We start from the raw sequence: 17,378 nt of genomic DNA, 5'->3' as shown, positions 1-17,378 counted from the left end.
TCACCACAGGCCCCACACCGCAATCGGGAAGCTCCCACCCATCAGCCGGATCTCAAACAACCTGGCTGGGCAGTACAGCTAGAACGCGTTCCAGTATCGTGGACGCATGAGCGCCCTCGACTTCGACTCCACCAGCAAGACGATCACCGCCGGCCGCTTCGAGCTGCACTACCACGAGGCGGGTCACGAGAGCATCGCCGAGCCCGAGGCCCAGGTGCCCGTCCTCTTCCTCCACGGCTCGGGTCCCGGCGTCACCGCCTGGTCCAACTTCGCCGGCAATCTCCCCGTCTTCGCCGAGCGCTTCCACACCATCCTGCTGGACATGCCGGGCTTCGGGAAGAGCTCGGACCTGGAGTGGGAGAAGGCCTACCCGATGATCGCCGCCGAGGCGATCGACGCGTTCTGCGAGGCCAAGGGCATCGCGCAGGTGGACATCGTGGGCAACTCGATGGGCGGCAACGTGGCCTGCGAGACCGCGCTCGCGTACCCGCACCGCGTCCGCAAGATGGCGCTCATGGGTCCCGGCGGCCTGGCCGCGCCGCTGTTCACCCCCGAGCCGAGTGAGGGCTCGCGCCGCCTCTTCGAGTTCCTCGGCGACCCTTCGGACGAGAAGATGTCGGCCTGGGTCGACACGATGGTGGGCAACAAGAAGGTGGTCTCCGACGAGCTCATCCGCCAGCGGACCGAGGCCGCCACGGCGCCCGGCGCGGTGGAGCGCATGTACGCGATCTTCGGCTCGATCCTCAAGCCCGAGAACTCCTACACCCCGCTGTACGCCCGGGCCTCGCAGATCCGCCAGGAGACCCTTCTCATCTGGGGCCGCGACGACCGTATGCTGCCCTACGAGCAGGCGCACTTCGCGTTCCGCCAGCTCCCCAAGGCCGAACTGCACGCGTTCTCCCGCTGCGGCCACTGGGCGATGATCGAGCAGAAGGACAAGTTCGAGCGCCTGGTGATCGACTTCTTCACCCACTGACCCGGCGATAGCCTGGCGAGCATGACCGACGAGAAGCAGCCCGACCCCACCGAGCAGTCCCCGCCCACGGATCCGCAGACCGGCGAGGACCTGTCCTGGCGTCGGCCCGCCGTGGCGATGCTGCTCTTCGACCGCCCCGCCCCCACGTATCGCGAGGTCGGGGAGGTGCTCGCCGAGATCTTCGAGGGCACCTACGAGGTGGACCCGGGCCGCGACGACGACCCGACGTCCGCGGTGACCATCGAGGACGCGACCGTGTTCGCCACCCCCCTCGACGAGCCGATCGCGGACGGGGAGGCCTCCCGCTACACCAACGACCTGGCCGTGTGGAACGGCGGTGAGGCCGTGGTGGACACGCACCGGTCCCAGGTCGTGGTGGCGGCCATGCGCCTCGGCCCTGTGGGGGATGACGGCGAGCCCGGCGATCCCGAATACATGGACCCGCGCCTGGAGGCCCTCCGCTGCGAGCTCGCGGTGGCGCACGTCGTGGCCGCCCTCACCGCGCTGCCCGGCGCGATCGCGGTGAGCATCGGCGGCGCGGCCACCACCCTGCCGGCGGCCGCGTACCGGGACTTCGTGGCGGGCAACCCCATCCCGGTGCCGGCGCTCGTGGGCGTCCGGGCCGGGATGCAGTCCGAGTCCACGTCCTGCGCCTATACGTCCGGCCTGGGCCGCTTCGGCCGACTGGACCTCGAGCGGCTGGACGTGGCCGCCCCTCCGGGCGCGGTGTACGGACAGATCTGCGACCTGGTGGCCTACACGCTCGGCTCCGGGACGCTGTTCCAGCCGGGCCAGGCGCTCGAGGTGGGCGGGCCGGAGCAGCTCCTCACCTCGCTGGAGACCTCGCCGTTCACGGGCCTGCCGGCCCTGCGACTCACGCCGGCGTCAGCGGGCGACGCCTAGTCCGCTCCACGACGAGCCGCGTGGTGGCCGCCAGCTGGAACGGCCGGTGGACGGGCTCGATCCGGCTGGTGAGCCGTTCCTTCTTGAGCTTGGCGATCACGCTGCGCACGAGCTCGGGCAGCGGGTTCCCCGCGTAGTCCACGAGCGGGTAGATCCGCACCTCCGGCGCGACGCGGGCCATCTCGACGATCGCCGCCACGTGGTCGGCCGTGTCGAGGCGGTCGGCGTAGGTGAACAGCAGGTGCGAGCACAGCACGAGGTCGGCCGAGTCGTCGGCCAGCGGCAGGCTCGGCAGGGCGCCCGCCACGTAGCGCTCGGGCGCGGCGTCGAGGTCGGCGAGCATGCGCTCGGCGGCGGAGCGGCGCAGGGCCTCGTGGCCCACGATCCCGCCGCGCACGTCCCAGTCGTACTCGAGGTCGAGGTCGTGCTTCTGCTCCAGCGACCGGTCGAGGTCGGTGAGGATCCGCCCGCGCAACTCCTCCGACCCGAGCGCGTACTGGGGGTCCACGGCCCTCGCCTCGCCACCCGCCGCGCAGATCTCGGCGACCGCGCTCGCGGCGCCGCCCGGGCAGTCGAGGATCCGCCGCCGCAGGTCCGCCTCGTCGAGCCCGAACATGTCGGTGTACTCGGCGAGCGAGCGGGCGCTCACGAGGACGTCGGCCTCGGCGAGCGGGGGGTGGTTGGTGGTGTGGGGACTCGCGGTCACCGGGGTCTCTCCTGGGTCGAGCACTGGTCGGGGGTCGTGCGGGCGCTCCCCGGGTCCGACGTGGACCGTCCTCCTGGCAACCGGGCGGCCCACCGGATCCCGGCGGGCCGCTTGCGTCATGTCGTCGGCATGACCGCGTCGGCGCCCGCGGGGTCGCGTCGCCAACACATGAGCACGTCGTGGTTCACACCCCCACCGTAACAGTGGCCCCGGCCACGCGACACCGGATCTGAATGGCCGTCAACATCGGTTCGGGGAGCCGCCCGCCCGAGCAAATGACACACGTTATAGTTTTGTCCACGACGATCAGATATCAGATTTTTGGACCCGCCATCCTGGAGTTCCCCGTGACCGCACTGTCCCCCGCCCCGTCGGCCCCGCGCCGCCGCCGCACGCTCGCCGGCGCCGTCGCGCTGGGCCTCGCCGCCGCCCTGGCCCCCGCCGTCACCACCGCCGCGGCCCCGGTGGCCGCCGCGCAGGGCTCGTCGAACATGCCGGACCGCTCGGCCTTCTACACCCCGCCGGCTGACCTACCCGCCGAGAACGGGGCGCTCATCCGCACGGAGCCCATGACGGTCACCCCGAGCCTGCCGGACCTGGTCAACGGCGGGGCCCTTCCGGCGGATGCCCGGCGGATCATGTACCGCTCGACGGGCGCCGGCGGCGGACCGGTCGCCGTCACGGGGACGTACCTCCAGCCCAAGGCGCCGTGGCACGGTCCCGGACCGCGCCCCCTCGCCGTCGTCACCCCCGGCACCCAGGGACAGGGCGACCAGTGCGCGCCCTCGCGGTCCATGGAGGTGGGCCTCGGCGTCCGCACCGCGCCGCCGTCCATGGCGGCCGGGTACGCGCTCCTCGACGCCTACTCGATGCTCGCCGGGGGCTTCGCCGTGGTCGTCACCGACTACGAGGGCCTGGGCACGCCCGGCCACCACCCCTACGTCAACCGCGACTCCCAGGGGCGCTCCGCGCTCGACGCCGCGCGAGCGGCCGTGCGGCTCGACGACACCGACCTCGCGCGCGATTCCAAGGCCGTCGTGAGCGGCTACTCGCAGGGCGGAGGCGCCGCCGCGGCCGCGGGCGAGATGCAGCCGACCTACGCACCGGACGTCAACCTGGTCGGCATCGCCGCCGGCGCCCCGCCGTCGGACATGCTCGGCACCCTCGAGCGCGTCGACGGCGGGCTGCTCACCGGCGCGGTGGGCTACGCGATCAACGGCATCCTCCAGGTGCACCCCGAGCTGCGGCCCGCGTTCGATCGACAGCTCAACGACGAGGGCAAGCGCATGCTCGACGTGGTCTCCGGCCAGTGCGTCGCCGAGACCACCGTCGCCTACGGGCTACGCCGCACCACCGAGTTCACCAAGAACGGCCGCTCGCTCGCCGACGCCGCCCGCTCCGAGCCGGAGATCGTCCGCGTGCTCGAGGGCTACAACCTCGGCACGGTCGCCCCGACGGTCCCCGCGCTCGTGCTCATCGGCCGCAACGACGACGTGGTCCCGCACCACACCGTGGAGAACCTCGTGCGCAACTGGTGCGGCCAGGGCACGCCGGTGCAGATGACGACCGTCGAGATCCCGCCGCTCGCGCCCGGGCTGCTGCTCGACCACGCCGCACCGATGCTCGCCGAGCGCTCCACCAACGCCCGCTTCCTCCTGGACCGCGTCCACGGGGTGCCGCCGGTGAACAACTGCGGCACCGTCTGAGACGCGGCACCGGGGCCTCGCGCGCGCCGCGCCCTACGGCAGGTTGTGGTGGAAGGCCTGCTCCTGGGTCAGACGGGAGATGCGCCAGCCGGCCGAGGTGCGCTCAAAGGCGAGGTCATACCAGAGGCCGTAGAAGAGGACCTGCTGGTCCTTCTCACTGGTCGGCTTGAGCGCCATCGGGTTGAAGCACATGCAGCGGCCGCTGGCGTCGTCCGGCCCGGTCGCGTGGTCCAGGCGCACCGCGAGGTTGCCCACGAGGTGCTGGGTGGAGGCGAAGATCGGCAGCGTCTCGCTCAGCCAGGCCCGGATGGTCGGGTAGTCGCCGGCCGGGCCGCCGGACGCCTCGTAGCTGAGGTGGGCGTCCGGGGTGAACACCGAGTCGAGGCCGTGGAAGTCGCGGGCGTCGATACAGGTGGCGTAATGGGTGACCAGGTCCTGGAGTTCCCAGCGGTCGGACAGTTCGGCCAGTGTGCGAGTCATGGGAATGAGGCTAACGTGGGGGTCGTGCAGCTCGAAGAGGAAAACCGCGCCCGACTGGCGATCCAGCAGCTCAAGTACCGCTACTGGCGGGCCTGCGACGCCAAGGACCCGGACGGTTTCCGCGCATGCTTCGTGGCCTCCGGCGGCGTCCTGGACTTCGGGCCGCTCGGCCGGACCGACCCGGACACGATGGTCGGGATCTTCCGCCAGATCGCGCTGGCCACCGCGCCCGACGGAGGCCCGCGCGTCCTCGACATGCACCACGGCTTCATGCCCGCCATCACCGTCGAGTCCCCGGGCCCGGGCGGGCCGCCGACCCGCGCCACCGGCACGTGGACCCTGCAGTTCCGGCAGGTCGACCGCGTGGCCGGCACAGAGACCGTTTCCACCGGCGAGTACACAGACGTCTACGTGGTGGAGGAAGGCCGCTGGGTGATGGCCGAGTGCCTGTTCACGCCCGGGTGGTCGATCACCCGCCCGCTCGACGGCGCCACCGTCACGGTCCCGGAGACCGCCGGCGCGGAGGCGGTATCGTGACCGGCGCCGACGCCCCGGGCCGGGCACCCGGCGCCCCACGCGTCGCCCTGGTGACGGGTGGCAGTCGCGGCGTGGGCAAGGGCGTGGCCACCGCGCTCGCCGCCGCCGGGTGGACCGTCTACGTGACCGGCCGCTCCGTCGAGCGCCTGCAGGGCACCGTCGAGGCCGCGGCAGACGGTCCCGGCGAGGTCCGCGCGCTGGAGTGCGACCACGGCAGCGACGAGCAGATCGCCGCCGTGTTCACCCGCATCGCCGCCGACGCCGGGCGCCTGGACCTGCTGGTCAACAACGTGTGGACCAACCCCAAGGGCTTCATGGGCTTCAACGGAAGGTTCTGGGAGCGGCCCGCCGCCGACTGGGACGCGCTCATGGGCATCGGTCTGCGTGCGCACTACGTGGCGTGCTGTGAGGCCGCGAAGATCATGGTCCCGCAGGGCTCCGGCCTCATGGTCAACGTCTCGTCCTTCGGCTCGCGCGCGCCGTTCCACACTGTGCTCTACGGCATGAGCAAGACCGCCCTGGACAAGATGGCCTCGGACATGGCGCACGAGCTCGCCGGCACCGGCGTCGCCACCCTCTCGCTGTGGCTGGGGCTCATCCGCACCGAGCTCATCCTGTCGCTGGGCTTGGACGACTTCAACGGCTTCCCGCTCGACCGCGCCGAGGACCCGACCTTCGTCGGCCGCGTCATCGATGCGCTCACCCGGGACCCGGGCCTCGCGGCGATGAGCGGGGCCACCGTCATCACGGCGGAGTACGGCAGAGAGCACGGCATCGTCAACGACGACGGCGAGGTGCCCCTCTCCCATCGGGGCTCGTTCGGCGGTGGCCCGCTCTTCCCGCCCGTCACCGACGCCCAGCTCGGCATCGAGACCGTCGACGAGGTGGCCGAGGCCGGCGGCCACAACGGGTTCGCGGGCGGGTAGTCGTGACCGCCGACGACGTGTCCGGATCGGGCGATCCCTACGAGGACGACCCGCTCGAGCGCCTCGAGCGCAACGAGCGTCAGGGTTCGCTGGCTATCCGCTACGTCTTCGGCTCCCTCCTGGCAATCGTGCTGCTGGCGTTCGGTATCGTCGCGACGGTCGACGTGACCGGTCCCGAGTGCCCCGACACCGGCGCCCTCTGCTTTACCGCCACCCGCGTCGAGGTGGTTCTGCTGCCGACCCTGCTGGGGGTCGGCCTCTCGCTGTTCTCGGCGTGGCGCACCTACCGCACGTGGACACAGCACATCCGGTGGCGGCCGTGGCTGTTCGCCACGTACGCGATGTGGATCATCACCACCGGCTACCTACTCGTCTCGTCGTCGGCGGTGTTCGCGCAGGTGGGCGTGCAGTAGCGCTCAGGGCCGCCGGGCCTCACGGCACGATGTTGATCATCTTCCCGGGCACCACGATCACCTTCTTGGGCGCGGCGCCGCCGAGGTTGGCCTGCACCTTCTCGTCGACCAGTGCGGCGGCCTCGACATCCGCCGGCGAGGCGTCCGCGGGGACGGTGATCCGGGCGCGGACCTTGCCCTTGATCTGCACCGGGTACTCCACGGAGTCCTCGACGAGGTACGCCTCGTCGTGCTCCGGGAACGGCCCGTGCGCCAGCGAGTCCGCGTGGCCGAGGCGCGACCACAGCTCCTCGGCGACGTGCGGGGCGACCGGCGCCACCATGAGGACAAGCGGCTCGACGACCGCGCGCGGCGCGCCCGGCCCCTCGGTCGGGTAGGCCTTGGTCAGGGTGTTGACGTACTCGATGAGCTTGGCGATCGCCGTGTTGTTGCGCAGGTTCGCCAGGTCGTCGCGCACTCCCGCGATGGTCTTGTGCAGGGCCTTGAGCACGTCGTCCGGCGCGTCCCCATCGGTCACGCGGACCTCGCCGGTGGCTTCGTCCACCACCACGCGCCACAGGCGCTGGAGAAAGCGGTGGGCGCCCACGACGTCCTTGGTCGCCCACGGGCGAGAGGTGTCGAGCGGGCCCATCGACATCTCGTACACCCGTAGAGTGTCGGCGCCGTAGGCATCGCAGATCTCGTCCGGCGAGACGGAGTTCTTGAGCGACTTGCCCATCTTGCCGTACTCCCGGAACACCTCCTGCCCGTCCAGGTGGTACTTGCCGTCCTTCTCCTCTACGTCCGCGGCGGGCACGTAGACCCCGCGCGCGTCGGTGTAGGCGTAGGCCTGGATGTATCCCTGGTTGTAGAGGCGACGGTAGGGCTCCTCGCTGGTCACGTGGCCCAGGTCGAAGAGCACCTTGTGCCAGAACCGCGAGTAGAGCAGGTGGAGTACCGCGTGCTCCACTCCACCGACGTAGAGGTCCACGCCGCCCGGGTCGCCCGCGCCGTGGAGGTCCGGCCGCGGGCCGGTCCAGTAGCGCTCGTTCTCCAGGTCGCACAGCGCGTCCGGGTTGGTGGGATCGATGTAGCGCAGTTGGTACCAGCTCGAGCCCGCCCAGTTGGGCATGACGTTGGCGTCGCGGGTGTACGTCTGCACGCCATCGCCCAGGTCGAGCTCGACCGTCATCCAGTCGGTGGCCTTGGCCAGTGGCGGCGAGGGCACCGAGTCGGCGTCGTCGGGGTCAAAGGAGACGGGCTTGTAGTCCTCGACCTCCGGCAGCTCGACAGGCAGCATCGACTCGGGCAGGGCGTGCGGGACGCCGTCGGAGTCGTAGACCACCGGGAACGGCTCGCCCCAGTAGCGCTGGCGGGCGAAGAGCCAGTCGCGCAGCTTGTACTGCACGGTCCCCTCGCCGGTGCCCTGGCCCTCGAGCCAGGAGATGGTCGCGGCCTTGGCCTCGTCCACGGCCAAGCCGTCCAGCTCCAGGCCCTCGTCGTTGCGCGAGTTCACGGCCACGCCGTCGCCGGCATACGCCTCGGCCTGCACGTCGATCCCGCTGCTGTCGGATGGCGCCACGACCTGCGTGATGGGCAGGCCGAAGGCGGTGGCGAACTCGTGGTCGCGGGAGTCGTGGGCGGGCACGGCCATGATCGCGCCGGTGCCATAGCCCATCAGAACGTAGTCGGCCACGAACACCGGAATCTGCTCGCCATTGACCGGGTTGATGGCGTACGAGCCGGTAAAGACGCCGGTTTTGTCCTTGTTCTCCTGCCGCTCCAGGTCCGACTTGAGCGCGGCCCTGCGACGGTACTCGAAGACGGCCTCGGCGGGCGAGGAGAAGCCCCCGGTCCAGCGCGCGTCGACCTCGCCGTCGTCCCCCACCCCCGGGCCCGACTCGGGCCAGAACGGGCCGGCCAGCTCGTCGACCAGCGGGTGCTCGGGCGAGAGCACCATGTAGGTGGCGCCGAAGAGCGTGTCGGGGCGGGTGGTGAACACCTCTATGGCCGTCGAGGCCACCGCGAACCGGACCTGCGCGCCCTGCGAGCGGCCGATCCAGTTGCGCTGCATCGACTTGACCTTGTCGGTCCAGTCGAGGCGGTCCAGGTCGTCGACCAGGCGGTCGGCGTAGGCGGTGATGCGCATCATCCACTGCGAGAGGTTCTTGCGGAACACCGGGAAGTTCCCGCGCTCCGAGCGGCCCTCGGCGGTGACCTCTTCGTTGGCGAGCACCGTGCCCAGTCCGGGGCACCAGTTGACCAGTGAGTCCGAGAGGTACACGAGCCGGAACGCATCGAGGACCTTCTCCTGCTCTCCCGGCGTGAGGTCGGGCCACTCCCGGCCCGCGAACTCGCCCGGCAGGGGCCGTTCCCCGGAGACGAACTCCTCGCGCAGCTCCGCGATGGGCCGGGCGCGGCCGGTGCGGGCCTCGTCGTCGTCACCCTCCCCGCCCGTCGCCGCGCCGTCCACGAGCCGGGCGGGGGCCTCCGGGTCGTACCAGGAGTCGTGGATCTGCAGGAAGATCCACTGGGTCCAGCGGTAGTAGTCGGTGTCGGTGGTGGCGAAGACGCGGCGTCGGTCGTGGCCCAGGCCGAGGCGCGCGAGCTGGCGCTCCATGTTGGCGATGTTGGCCTCGGTGGTCACGCGCGGGTGCTGGCCGGTCTGGACGGCGTACTGCTCGGCGGGCAGGCCGAACGCGTCGTAGCCCAGGGTGTGCAGGACGTTGGCGCCGAGCATCCGGTGGTAGCGCGCGAAGACGTCGGTGGCGATGTAGCCCAGCGGGTGACCGACGTGCAGGCCCGCGCCCGAGGGGTACGGGAACATGTCCTGGACGAACAGCTTGTCCTCCGGCACGCCCTCGCCCGTGGCCAGGTCCCCCACCGGGTTGGGGGCGTGGAAGGTGCCGCGCTCGGCCCACTCGGCCTGCCAGCGGCGCTCGATCGCGCCCGCGAGGTCGGCGCCGTAGCGGTGGGCGGGCCCGGCCTGCTCGGCGGGGGCGGCGGTGCCGGTCTCGTCGCTGGTGCTCACGGTCCTCTTCTCTCCTGGCCTCGCGGGATTCGCACGGGACCCGTCAAGCCTAAGGCCTCCCGGCCCGGCGGGCTCCCCCGGCCGCGTGGTCGCGGGGCGGTGGCCGGCTGGGAGATCCCGGGAGCCGGGCGTACCCTGAGGTGCGTGAACGCAGCGCTCGTGGTGGTCGTGGTGCTCCTCGTGGGGCTCACCCTGGTGGTCGGGGCGACCGGCCTGCTCGGCCTGCTGGGGCGGCTGCCCGGCAACGGCTTCCTGGGGGTGCGCACCCCGGAGACCCGCCGCTCCCCCGAGGCGTGGTCCGTGGCCAACCGCGCCGCCGGGCCGGGCTTCCTCGCCGCCGGCGGCGTGCTCGCCCTCGGCGCGGTGGGCCTCGGGCTGATCGGCGGCTGGATCGGCGCGGTGGTCGCCGTCGCCGGCGTCGTGGGCGCGCTGATGCTGCTCAACGTGGCCGGGCTCGCCGGGTCGCGGGCCGCCGCGATGTGGCAGGCGGCGCAGGACGACGACGAGGGCTGCGGCTGCTCCACCGAGGGCGGCTGCGGCGATTCCGGGCACGCCTCCTCCGCGGGGGCCGGCTGCGGGTCGGGGTCCGGTGCGCCGGCGGCCGGGGTTCCCGGGGCTTCCGGGGGTGCTGCCGGTTCGGGCGCTGCCGGCTCGGATCCCGCCGCCGAGTGCGGCGTGACCGGCGGCTGCGGCTCGTGCTCGCTCAGCGGGATGTGCGAGACGGAGACCAGCCGGGGCTGAGGCACCCGGGCCGCGGGTCGATCGGGGCGGGCCGCGCGTGTCCTAGCCGAACACTGGGACCAGCACCGCCGCGAACCCCGTCGCCGCCATGACGACCACCAGCGCGACGATCCCGATGTTGTAGCGAGCCTGCGTCTGCTGGACCTCGCCGGCGCGGACGAAGCGGTCCACCCGCCTCTCGTGCTGGCCCTGCACGCGGACCAGCGCCAGGAGCGGGACCACGACGAGTAGGGAGAAGCCGGCGGCCCACGTCCACGAGGTCTCGGCGATGAGCTTGGCCACCAGGATGATGTTCACCGACACCACCGCCCACGTCCGTGCCCAGGACAGGCTGGTGCGCTCGGGTTGCAGTCCGGCGTCCGGCGGGACGGCCCGCGGCGGCACGACGAGCCGTCGACGCGCCGGGCGGTGACCACCCCGGGACTGCTCAGAGGGAGTTTCCACCGAGCACCGCGACGATGAGCAGCACGGCGCCGATCGCGATACCGATCACCAGCAGGACCGACGCCTGCGGGACGGGAAGCGGCTGATCGTGGCGCATCGCCACCTCGATGGTGATCCACCGGCGGAACGCGACGACCGCCAGGATCGCGGCGAGCACCAACAGCGTGCACGCCAGCGGGGTGCGGATGACCGGGGTGATCTGGTCTCCGACGAACGCCTCGAGCGCCACCGCGCCGGCCACCAGGCCCAGGCTCGTGCGGATCCAGGCCAGGAACGTCCGCTCGTTGGCGAGAGTGAACCGCGGGTCCGGCTCCCGTCCGTCCCGTAGCGCCTTGGGCCGCCAGCCCTGTCCGCCCTGCGTTGTCACGGTGACGAGCCTAGCCCCGCCCGGGTCCGGCCGGACACCGCGCCGACCGGCGACAGTGGTGCAATGGAGGCATGGACCTGTTTCGACACCTCCGGATCGAGCCGTTCATCCTGGCGATCCTCGCGGCGGTCGTCGTGGCGGCGTTCCTTCCGGCGACCGGCACGGCCGCCACGGCCCTGCACTGGGTGACGACGATCGGCATCGCCGTGCTGTTCTTTCTCTACGGTGCCCGTCTCGAGCGCCGGGAACTGGTCGCGGGCCTGCGGCACTGGCGGCTGCACGGGGTGGTCCTGGCGGCGACGTTCGTCCTGTTCCCCCTGTTGGGCCTCCTCGGCACGTGGGCGCTCACCCCGCTCCTCGGGCCGTCGCTCGGGCTGGGCTTCCTCTACCTGACCCTGGTGCCGTCAACTGTGCAGTCGTCGATCACCTTCGTCGCGATCGCCCGCGGCAACGTGGGCGCTGCCGTGGTCTCGGCGTCGGTGTCCAACCTCCTCGGGGTCTTCATCACCCCCCTGCTCGTCCTGGCGTTCATGACGACCGACGGCACCGTCCGCATCACCGCCGGCGCGGTAACACAGATCCTGGTGCAACTCCTCCTGCCGTTCGTGCTCGGTCAGGTCCTCCGGGACCGCGTCCTCGCGGTGACCTCTCGGATCAAGCGCCTCGCGCTGTTCGACAAGACCGTGATCGTGCTCGTGGTCTACGCCGCGTTCTCCGAGGGGGTGGTCGAGGGAATCTGGACCAAGATCGGCGCGCCGCAGCTGGCCTGGCTCATGGCCGCCTGCTGTGTCCTGCTCGGCTTGGTGCTGGGTCTCACCGAGCTGGCCTCCCGCGCCCTGCACTTCGATGGCCGCGACAGGCGCGTGGTCCAGTTCTGCGGATCCAAGAAGTCACTCGCGACCGGCCTGCCCATGGCGGCCGTCCTGTTCGTCGGTCAGCCGGTCGGGCTCATCGTGTTGCCGCTCATGGTGTTCCACCAGATCCAGCTCATCGTGTGTGCCTGGCTCGCTGGCCACTACGGCCGGAAGGCCGAAGCCGCGGCATAGCCGGCGGCCTTCTCGGGCAGTGGTGTTGGTCACACCTGCGCGTTCTGATGATCGGCTGTTCATCTGTCCGCGATGCGTCACCCATCCGCACCTGATAACCCGCTGAGCAGGCGGAACGGTCGAGACCCCGCGACGGCCGCCGTCTTGGCAGGTCGGAGCGCGTGTTCACGCACTTAACTCGTTAGCGAACGAAGCAATTGTGGTGGACGGGTCCCACCCTTAACGTTTCCGGGGCACGAGCCAGACGTGCTCGCGCCGGCGGACGATCAGGGGGGTCGCCCGTCGCCATCACGCACCCCGGGGGGAGCTGCCCGTGAACGACGATCTCGCGCGCGGCAGCCCTCCCGGGAGGGCGGCCCTGTCCATCGGCCTGGCCGCTCTCGCTCTCCTCGGCCTGGCCGGCGGGGCGACGATCGCCTGGCTGACCGGTCCCGACCGCTCGGCCGTCGGCGGCCCGGTCCAGTCCTCCTCACACCAGGCCGGACTGGCCGCGTCCCCGACCGAGGCCTCGCGGGAGGCCCGCCCGACCACCTCGTCGACCGCTCCCGCGACCTCGACCGCACGGGTGTCCTCTGTGGCCCTGCCGACCTCGTCGTCGGCCAGGCCGCCCGCATCCGGCTCGGCGGTACCGGCGCCGGCGGCACCCGCCGCCACGCCCCCGCCCGTCCGGGTACCCGCCCCGGCACCGGCTCCGTATCGACCCGCTCCGGCTCCGGTCGCCCCGAGGGTGTCGGCGCCGGCACCGCCGCCAGCTCCGGCACCCGCACCACCTCCGGTGATCGATCTGGGACCGCGGTTGCCCGTGGTCCCCCAGACACCGATCGCCCCCAAGGAAATCCGCATCGGCTGAGAGCGCCACGTCTCCCGGCCGCCACTCCACAAAGAGAAGGACCACCCACATGATCGGCGCTGCAACTGCCATCACCACTCTCATCATCGGCGCGCTCACCGCGCTCGGTCCCATCGCCACTCCCGTCATCGGCGCCGCGGTCGCCGCCGGCCCCATGGCCACCGCCGGGACCGCGCTCGCGGGCCTCGCCGGCGCCGGGAGCGCCGCCGGTGGCTCTGCGGCTCTCGGCGGGGGTGCCGCCGCCATCGGCGCCAACCCGCACGCGAATATCGGTGTCCAGAACGGCATCAACGACGCTCTCAACCAGGCCAAGGAGAACGCGGCCGGTTCGATCAACGATCTCAATCTCCCGATCCCGCCCGTCACCTTCGGCTGATCGACCTCGCCGCGACCCCCGGCTCCCCGACTCCGGTTGGGTGCGCCGGGGGTCGCGGTGCTTGAATAGCGCGATGACCAGCGTCACCTACCTGCAGCAGACAGACCCCTCCCAGCTGCGCCCCGCAGGCAGGGCGGATCTCACCATCACGCGCGTGTTCCCCTCGGACCCCTCGTTCTACGCCCGCATGTACCGCGAGATCGGCGGCGACTGGGGCTGGGGCGACAGGCTCGACTGGACGGACGGCCGCTGGGCCGCCTACTGCGCCGACCCCGCCGTCACCACCTTCCGCGCCCGCCACGGCGACGAGGTCGTGGGCTACGCCGAGCTGCGGATGAGCCCCACCGTCGACCAGGCGGACCGGGACGGCGTGGACGTCGAGCTCGTCTACCTCGGCCTCCTGCCCCACCGGACCGGTAACGGCATCGGCGGCTGGTTCCTCTCCGAGATCACGCGGATCGCCTGGCAGGCCCCGGGATGCCGGCGCGTATGGCTGCACACCTGCGACGACGACTCCCCCGCCGCGATCCCCAACTACGTCTCGCGGGGCTTCACGGTCTACGACCGGGCCGAGACCGGCTGCGTGACCTGCACGGCCTGATCCCCGGCCGTCCCGGGGATCAGGCCCCGGTCAGCCGGCTCAGCGTCGGACCGCCCAGTCGAACGATGAGCCGTTCGGAGATCGCCCCGAAGGCCTGCAACTCGTCGTCGTCGAGCCCCTCGAACAACTCGTCGGCGAGCGCGACACGCGCCGCCGACACCTCGTCCACGATGGCCCGGGACTTCTCGGTGAGGCTCACCAACCGCACCCGGCGGTCCTCCGGGGGCGTCGACCGCACCACGTGCTCGCTCTCCACCAGCGCGTCCACCAGTGCGGTGATCTGCCGCGGCGAACAGTCCAGGTGGTAGGCCAGTTCCCGCTGCATGGACTCCCCCTCGTGCCCCAGCACGAACAGCACCTGGAGGCGGGGAAACGTGAGGCCGTACTCGGCGGCGGCGTTCCCGAACAACCCGGCCAACTGCTCGGAGAGCAGGAAAGCGCGGTCGAGAATCTCGCCCCTGGAGAACGTCATGCCTATATAGTTACCACTATTCATCATCGGGGCCGTCCCCGGTTCCCGGCGGGCCCACGACCACCCAGGAGGCGACATGGGCGTGACCATCCCGGCAGGATTCGACTTCACCGATCCCGAGCTGTTCGAGAAGCGTCTGCCCCACGACGAGTGGCGCGAGCTGCGCAGGTCCGAGCCGATCCGGCGCGTGGACAAGGAGCCCGGTATCGACGGGTTCGACGACGACCACTACTGGCTGGCCACCAAACACGCCGACGTCAAGGAGATCTCCCGCGTCACCGGCGAGACGTTCTCCGCCGGCGAGAACACCATGATCCCGCGGTTCGCTCAGGGCACCGACCGCTCGGTCATCGAGGCGCAGCGGGAGATGCTGGTCAATGAGGACGGCGAGATCCACAAGAAGCACCGGCGGATCATCTCCCGCGGCTTCACCCCGCGCGGCGTCGCCGGAATGCGGGACGAGTTGGCCGAGCGCGCCCGGAAGATCGTCACCGCGGCCGCCGAATCGAACGCCGACGAGTTCGTCACCGCCGTCGCCTCCGAGCTGCCCCTGCAGGCGATCGCCGAACTGCTCGGCGTGCCGCAGGAGGACCGGCACAAGATCTTCGAGTGGTCCAACACCATGACCAGCTACGACGTCCCGGGCGGGCTGGACAAGGCGGCCGAAGCCTCAATGCAGCTCATCATGTACGCCAACGCCATGGCCGAGGCGCGGGTCGCGGAGCCCCGGGAGGACATCGTCTCCAAGCTCGTCCACGCCGACATCGACGGTGAACACCTCTCGCCCGAGGAGTTCGGCTGGTTCGTCACGCTCTTGGCCGTGGCCGGCAACGAGACGACCCGCAACGCCACGACCCACGGCATGGTGGCGATGTTGGACAACCCCGAGCAGTGGGAGCTGTTCAAGCGCGAGCGGCCCGAGACCACCTATGACGAGATCCTGCGCTGGGCCTCCCCCATCACCCAGTTCCAGCGGACGGCCATGGAGGATGTCGAGATCGGCGGCGTGACCATTCCGAAGGGAGACCGGGTGCTGCTGTGTTACGGCTCGGCCAACTTCGACGAGGACGTGTTCGACGACCCCTTCACCTTCGACATCCTGCGCGATCCCAACCCGCACGTGACCTTCGGCGGCCAGGGCCCGCACTACTGCATCGGCGCGAACCTGGCCAAGATGCAGCTCGAGCTGATCTTCAACGCGATCGCCGACCACCTGCCCGACCTCACCGCGCTCGGCGACCCGAAGCGGCTGCGCTCGGGCTGGCTCAACGGGCTCACCGAGTGGAAGGTGGACCTCTGCCCGGTGCGGGCGTGACAGGTCCGCTGGGGTCGCTACGCCAGTAGGGCCTGCAGGATCATGTAGCCGGCCGTGCCCATCACGATGCTCGCCGCTGCGCGCCGGAGCGCAAGGTGCACAACCAGAGTCAGGGCCAGGGCTGCGGCGGCTGGTGCCCACGAGGCGAGCTCGGTGGTGGTGTCGCGGAGGGTGTAGACGACGAGCACCACCATGACGCCGGCCGGCATCGTCCGCCCGAGGTACCGGACCACGGCCGAGTTCTGCAGGCGAGCCAGCGCCACGAACGGCGCGGCGCGGAGGGCGACGGTAACGACGAACATCACGCCGAGGCCAGCGAGCAGATAGCCCGTGTCCGGGGGAGTACCGCTCATACGTCGGCCCCCCGGGCGCCGTCGCCTGACCCGGTACGCGTGTCGCCGCGGGCACTGACCGCGTACCGCGCGAGCAGCACCGCCACGAACGCGCCCAGGCCCACGACCAGCATCTGCTCGGGTGCGAGCCACGCCGCCACCAGCCCGCAGACCAGGCCGATCACCGGCGCGGGCAGGTCGCCGGAGGCCCGCCAGGCGTCCACGGCGAGCACCGCGAACAGGGCGGTCAGCGCGAACTGCAGCCCGTCCAGCCCCGGCGGCAGTGCCGCCCCGATGAGTCCGCCGATCGCGCCCGGCACCACCCACAGCGTCTGGCACGCGATCTGGATGGTCAGGGTGCGCGCGCCCGTCATCTCGGCGCGGCGCTTGGTGGCGGTGATCGCGTATGCCTCGTCGGTCAACGCGTAGACCGCGTACAGCCGCCCGATCCGCGACCGGATCGACTCGAGCGGGAAGCTCAATCCGTAGAAGACGTGCCGGAAGTTCACCAGAAAGGCCGCCGCGGCCAGCGAGTACAGGGGAGTGGCGGCCGCGAACAGGCCGATCGCGAGGAACTCCATCGACCCGGCGTAGATGAGTATCGAGAAAACCGGCGCCCACCACCAGGCGAACCCCGCCTGCGTGAGCAGCACCCCGAACGCCAGGCCGAGCGGCACCAGACCGAGTGCCACCGGAGCGGCGTCCGCGAGCCCTCTGCGGATGTCGGAACGGGCGGACCGGGACCGGGACGATGGCACGACTGGCAGTGTAACGACCCCCGGCGTACCGATCCGGAGGGCTACCGTCTGATCCACGCCCGGTGGCTCAGAACCTCTTCGAGGAAGAGGAGTCCCATGATGACCGCTCCACCCCCCGAATCGACTGTCACCTTCCCCTGGGCGGCCTTCGTCCGGGACATCGTCGCCGCCGCCGTGATCGCACTCGTGATCGGCGCCCTCTGCTACCACTTCCTCTCCCACCAGTCGTGGGGCGGGGCTGCCCACCCCGACGGCCGGGCCGGCGGGTGCCGGATCCGCGGGCGCCGGTTCGTGAGCGTCCGGCCCCAGCCACTTCGAGCTCGCGGGGGAATCGGAGTTCCGGCCTAGGAGACTGCTGAACAATCAGGGTGTCCGCCCCGCGGGGTGACCCGGGCCTGAAATACTTGGTTCATGCAGGG

Annotated in this window: 20 protein-coding genes; 12 read left to right on the top strand and 8 right to left on the bottom strand. The window is 71.3% G+C overall.

From position 1 onward, the window contains the following. Nucleotides 1-106 precede the first annotated feature (106 nt). Nucleotides 107-976: an alpha/beta fold hydrolase gene (locus tag ACH0BZ_RS15930; RefSeq protein WP_406899706.1), complete on the top strand. Its 870-nt coding sequence runs from the start codon at nucleotides 107-109 to the stop codon at nucleotides 974-976. Nucleotides 977-997: 21 nt separating this feature from the next. Next, nucleotides 998-1,879, top strand: coding sequence for a hypothetical protein (locus ACH0BZ_RS15925; RefSeq protein WP_406899705.1), 882 nt, complete (start codon nucleotides 998-1,000; stop codon nucleotides 1,877-1,879). Here the strand turns inward: ACH0BZ_RS15925 and ACH0BZ_RS15920 are convergent. Beyond that, the gene (locus ACH0BZ_RS15920; RefSeq protein WP_406899704.1) at nucleotides 1,851-2,585 is read right to left on the bottom strand and encodes a methyltransferase domain-containing protein; all 735 of its coding nucleotides are present in this window, start codon (nucleotides 2,583-2,585) and stop codon (nucleotides 1,851-1,853) included. The genes ACH0BZ_RS15925 and ACH0BZ_RS15920 overlap by 29 nt on opposite strands. Nucleotides 2,586-2,932: 347 nt before the next feature. On the opposite strand from ACH0BZ_RS15920, the gene ACH0BZ_RS15915 reads away from it, so the two are divergent. After that, a complete protein-coding gene (locus tag ACH0BZ_RS15915) occupies nucleotides 2,933-4,291 on the top strand; it encodes a lipase family protein (protein WP_406899702.1) in 1,359 nt (452 codons plus the stop codon). A 33-nt stretch (nucleotides 4,292-4,324) separates the two neighbouring features. Here ACH0BZ_RS15915 and ACH0BZ_RS15910 read toward each other — a convergent pair whose 3' ends face one another. Next, a complete protein-coding gene (locus ACH0BZ_RS15910; RefSeq protein WP_406899700.1) occupies nucleotides 4,325-4,771 on the bottom strand; it encodes a nuclear transport factor 2 family protein in 447 nt (148 codons plus the stop codon). A 24-nt stretch (nucleotides 4,772-4,795) separates the two neighbouring features. On the opposite strand from ACH0BZ_RS15910, the gene ACH0BZ_RS15905 reads away from it, so the two are divergent. The 3 genes from ACH0BZ_RS15905 to ACH0BZ_RS15895 are packed head-to-tail and all read left to right on the top strand — an operon-like array spanning nucleotide 4,796 to nucleotide 6,647. Next, the gene (locus ACH0BZ_RS15905) at nucleotides 4,796-5,308 is read left to right on the top strand and encodes a nuclear transport factor 2 family protein (RefSeq protein WP_406899707.1); all 513 of its coding nucleotides are present in this window, start codon (nucleotides 4,796-4,798) and stop codon (nucleotides 5,306-5,308) included. Continuing rightward, nucleotides 5,305-6,234, top strand: coding sequence for an SDR family NAD(P)-dependent oxidoreductase (locus ACH0BZ_RS15900; protein ID WP_406899699.1), 930 nt, complete (start codon nucleotides 5,305-5,307; stop codon nucleotides 6,232-6,234). The genes ACH0BZ_RS15905 and ACH0BZ_RS15900 overlap by 4 nt, the downstream gene beginning before the upstream one ends. Before the next feature lie 2 nt (nucleotides 6,235-6,236). Then, on the top strand, nucleotides 6,237-6,647 hold the full coding sequence (locus tag ACH0BZ_RS15895; RefSeq protein WP_406899697.1) for a hypothetical protein: 411 nt from the start codon (nucleotides 6,237-6,239) through the stop codon (nucleotides 6,645-6,647). Nucleotides 6,648-6,666: 19 nt separating this feature from the next. On the opposite strand, the gene ACH0BZ_RS15890 is transcribed toward ACH0BZ_RS15895, so the two are convergent. Next, on the bottom strand, nucleotides 6,667-9,657 hold the full coding sequence (locus tag ACH0BZ_RS15890; protein WP_406899696.1) for a leucine--tRNA ligase: 2,991 nt from the start codon (nucleotides 9,655-9,657) through the stop codon (nucleotides 6,667-6,669). Nucleotides 9,658-9,801: 144 nt separating this feature from the next. On the opposite strand from ACH0BZ_RS15890, the gene ACH0BZ_RS15885 reads away from it, so the two are divergent. Then, a complete protein-coding gene (locus ACH0BZ_RS15885; protein WP_406899695.1) occupies nucleotides 9,802-10,398 on the top strand; it encodes an SdpI family protein in 597 nt (198 codons plus the stop codon). A 42-nt stretch (nucleotides 10,399-10,440) separates the two neighbouring features. Here the strand turns inward: ACH0BZ_RS15885 and ACH0BZ_RS15880 are convergent, their stop codons facing one another. Both ACH0BZ_RS15880 and ACH0BZ_RS15875 read right to left on the bottom strand, forming a co-directional pair. Then, nucleotides 10,441-10,842, bottom strand: a complete 402-nt coding sequence (locus tag ACH0BZ_RS15880; RefSeq protein ID WP_406899693.1) for a DUF202 domain-containing protein — start codon at nucleotides 10,840-10,842, stop codon at nucleotides 10,441-10,443. Continuing rightward, the gene (locus ACH0BZ_RS15875) at nucleotides 10,826-11,209 is read right to left on the bottom strand and encodes a YidH family protein (protein ID WP_406899692.1); all 384 of its coding nucleotides are present in this window, start codon (nucleotides 11,207-11,209) and stop codon (nucleotides 10,826-10,828) included. The genes ACH0BZ_RS15880 and ACH0BZ_RS15875 overlap by 17 nt, the downstream gene beginning before the upstream one ends. Before the next feature lie 71 nt (nucleotides 11,210-11,280). Between ACH0BZ_RS15875 and ACH0BZ_RS15870 the strand changes: the two genes are divergently transcribed. The 3 genes from ACH0BZ_RS15870 (at nucleotide 11,281) to ACH0BZ_RS15860 (ending at nucleotide 14,082) form a co-directional block, all read left to right on the top strand. Continuing rightward, nucleotides 11,281-12,255 (top strand): bile acid:sodium symporter family protein, encoded by a 975-nt coding sequence (locus ACH0BZ_RS15870; protein WP_406899691.1) that lies wholly within the window; start codon nucleotides 11,281-11,283, stop codon nucleotides 12,253-12,255. Between the two features lie 899 nt (nucleotides 12,256-13,154). After that, entirely contained in the window at nucleotides 13,155-13,481 is a 327-nt protein-coding gene (locus ACH0BZ_RS15865; RefSeq protein ID WP_406899690.1) for a hypothetical protein, read from the top strand. Between the two features lie 73 nt (nucleotides 13,482-13,554). Further along, nucleotides 13,555-14,082, top strand: a complete 528-nt coding sequence (locus ACH0BZ_RS15860) for a GNAT family N-acetyltransferase (protein WP_406899689.1) — start codon at nucleotides 13,555-13,557, stop codon at nucleotides 14,080-14,082. 19 nt (nucleotides 14,083-14,101) lie between these two features. Here the strand turns inward: ACH0BZ_RS15860 and ACH0BZ_RS15855 are convergent, their stop codons facing one another. Then, complete coding sequence (locus ACH0BZ_RS15855) at nucleotides 14,102-14,554, bottom strand: MarR family winged helix-turn-helix transcriptional regulator (protein ID WP_406899688.1); 453 nt, start codon at nucleotides 14,552-14,554, stop codon at nucleotides 14,102-14,104. A 76-nt stretch (nucleotides 14,555-14,630) separates the two neighbouring features. Between ACH0BZ_RS15855 and ACH0BZ_RS15850 the strand changes: the two genes are divergently transcribed. Continuing rightward, nucleotides 14,631-15,869 (top strand): cytochrome P450, encoded by a 1,239-nt coding sequence (locus tag ACH0BZ_RS15850; RefSeq protein WP_406899687.1) that lies wholly within the window; start codon nucleotides 14,631-14,633, stop codon nucleotides 15,867-15,869. A 17-nt stretch (nucleotides 15,870-15,886) separates the two neighbouring features. Here the strand turns inward: ACH0BZ_RS15850 and ACH0BZ_RS15845 are convergent, their stop codons facing one another. Further along, nucleotides 15,887-16,222 (bottom strand): branched-chain amino acid transporter permease, encoded by a 336-nt coding sequence (locus ACH0BZ_RS15845; RefSeq protein ID WP_406899686.1) that lies wholly within the window; start codon nucleotides 16,220-16,222, stop codon nucleotides 15,887-15,889. Continuing rightward, complete coding sequence (locus ACH0BZ_RS15840; protein ID WP_406899685.1) at nucleotides 16,219-16,959, bottom strand: AzlC family ABC transporter permease; 741 nt, start codon at nucleotides 16,957-16,959, stop codon at nucleotides 16,219-16,221. Before ACH0BZ_RS15840 ends, ACH0BZ_RS15845 begins: the two co-directional genes overlap by 4 nt. Before the next feature lie 99 nt (nucleotides 16,960-17,058). Here ACH0BZ_RS15840 and ACH0BZ_RS15835 point away from each other — a divergent pair, with 99 nt between their 5' ends. Further along, complete coding sequence (locus tag ACH0BZ_RS15835; protein ID WP_406899683.1) at nucleotides 17,059-17,307, top strand: hypothetical protein; 249 nt, start codon at nucleotides 17,059-17,061, stop codon at nucleotides 17,305-17,307. Nucleotides 17,308-17,378: the final 71 nt, after the last annotated feature.

This window comes from Dietzia sp. 179-F 9C3 NHS (assembly GCF_045369825.1).
Classification (GTDB): domain Bacteria; phylum Actinomycetota; class Actinomycetes; order Mycobacteriales; family Mycobacteriaceae; genus Dietzia.
The sequence above is the reverse complement of the archived record's forward strand: the minus strand, read 5'-3'. Positions and strand labels throughout refer to the sequence as shown.

Bases quoted from the DNA above. Each gene is read 5' to 3' on its own strand.
- ACH0BZ_RS15925 (WP_406899705.1), top strand. From the start codon at position 998: ATGACCGACGAGAAGCAGCCCGACCCCACCGAGCAGTCCCCGCCCACG.
- ACH0BZ_RS15860 (WP_406899689.1), top strand. From the start codon at position 13,555: ATGACCAGCGTCACCTACCTGCAGCAGACAGACCCCTCCCAGCTGCGC.
- ACH0BZ_RS15855 (WP_406899688.1), bottom strand. From the start codon at position 14,554: ATGACGTTCTCCAGGGGCGAGATTCTCGACCGCGCTTTCCTGCTCTCC.
- ACH0BZ_RS15835 (WP_406899683.1), top strand. From the start codon at position 17,059: ATGACCGCTCCACCCCCCGAATCGACTGTCACCTTCCCCTGGGCGGCC.
- ACH0BZ_RS15850 (WP_406899687.1), top strand. From the start codon at position 14,631: ATGGGCGTGACCATCCCGGCAGGATTCGACTTCACCGATCCCGAGCTG.
- ACH0BZ_RS15910 (WP_406899700.1), bottom strand. From the start codon at position 4,771: ATGACTCGCACACTGGCCGAACTGTCCGACCGCTGGGAACTCCAGGAC.
- ACH0BZ_RS15845 (WP_406899686.1), bottom strand. From the start codon at position 16,222: ATGAGCGGTACTCCCCCGGACACGGGCTATCTGCTCGCTGGCCTCGGC.
- ACH0BZ_RS15870 (WP_406899691.1), top strand. From the start codon at position 11,281: ATGGACCTGTTTCGACACCTCCGGATCGAGCCGTTCATCCTGGCGATC.
- ACH0BZ_RS15930 (WP_406899706.1), top strand. From the start codon at position 107: ATGAGCGCCCTCGACTTCGACTCCACCAGCAAGACGATCACCGCCGGC.
- ACH0BZ_RS15865 (WP_406899690.1), top strand. From the start codon at position 13,155: ATGATCGGCGCTGCAACTGCCATCACCACTCTCATCATCGGCGCGCTC.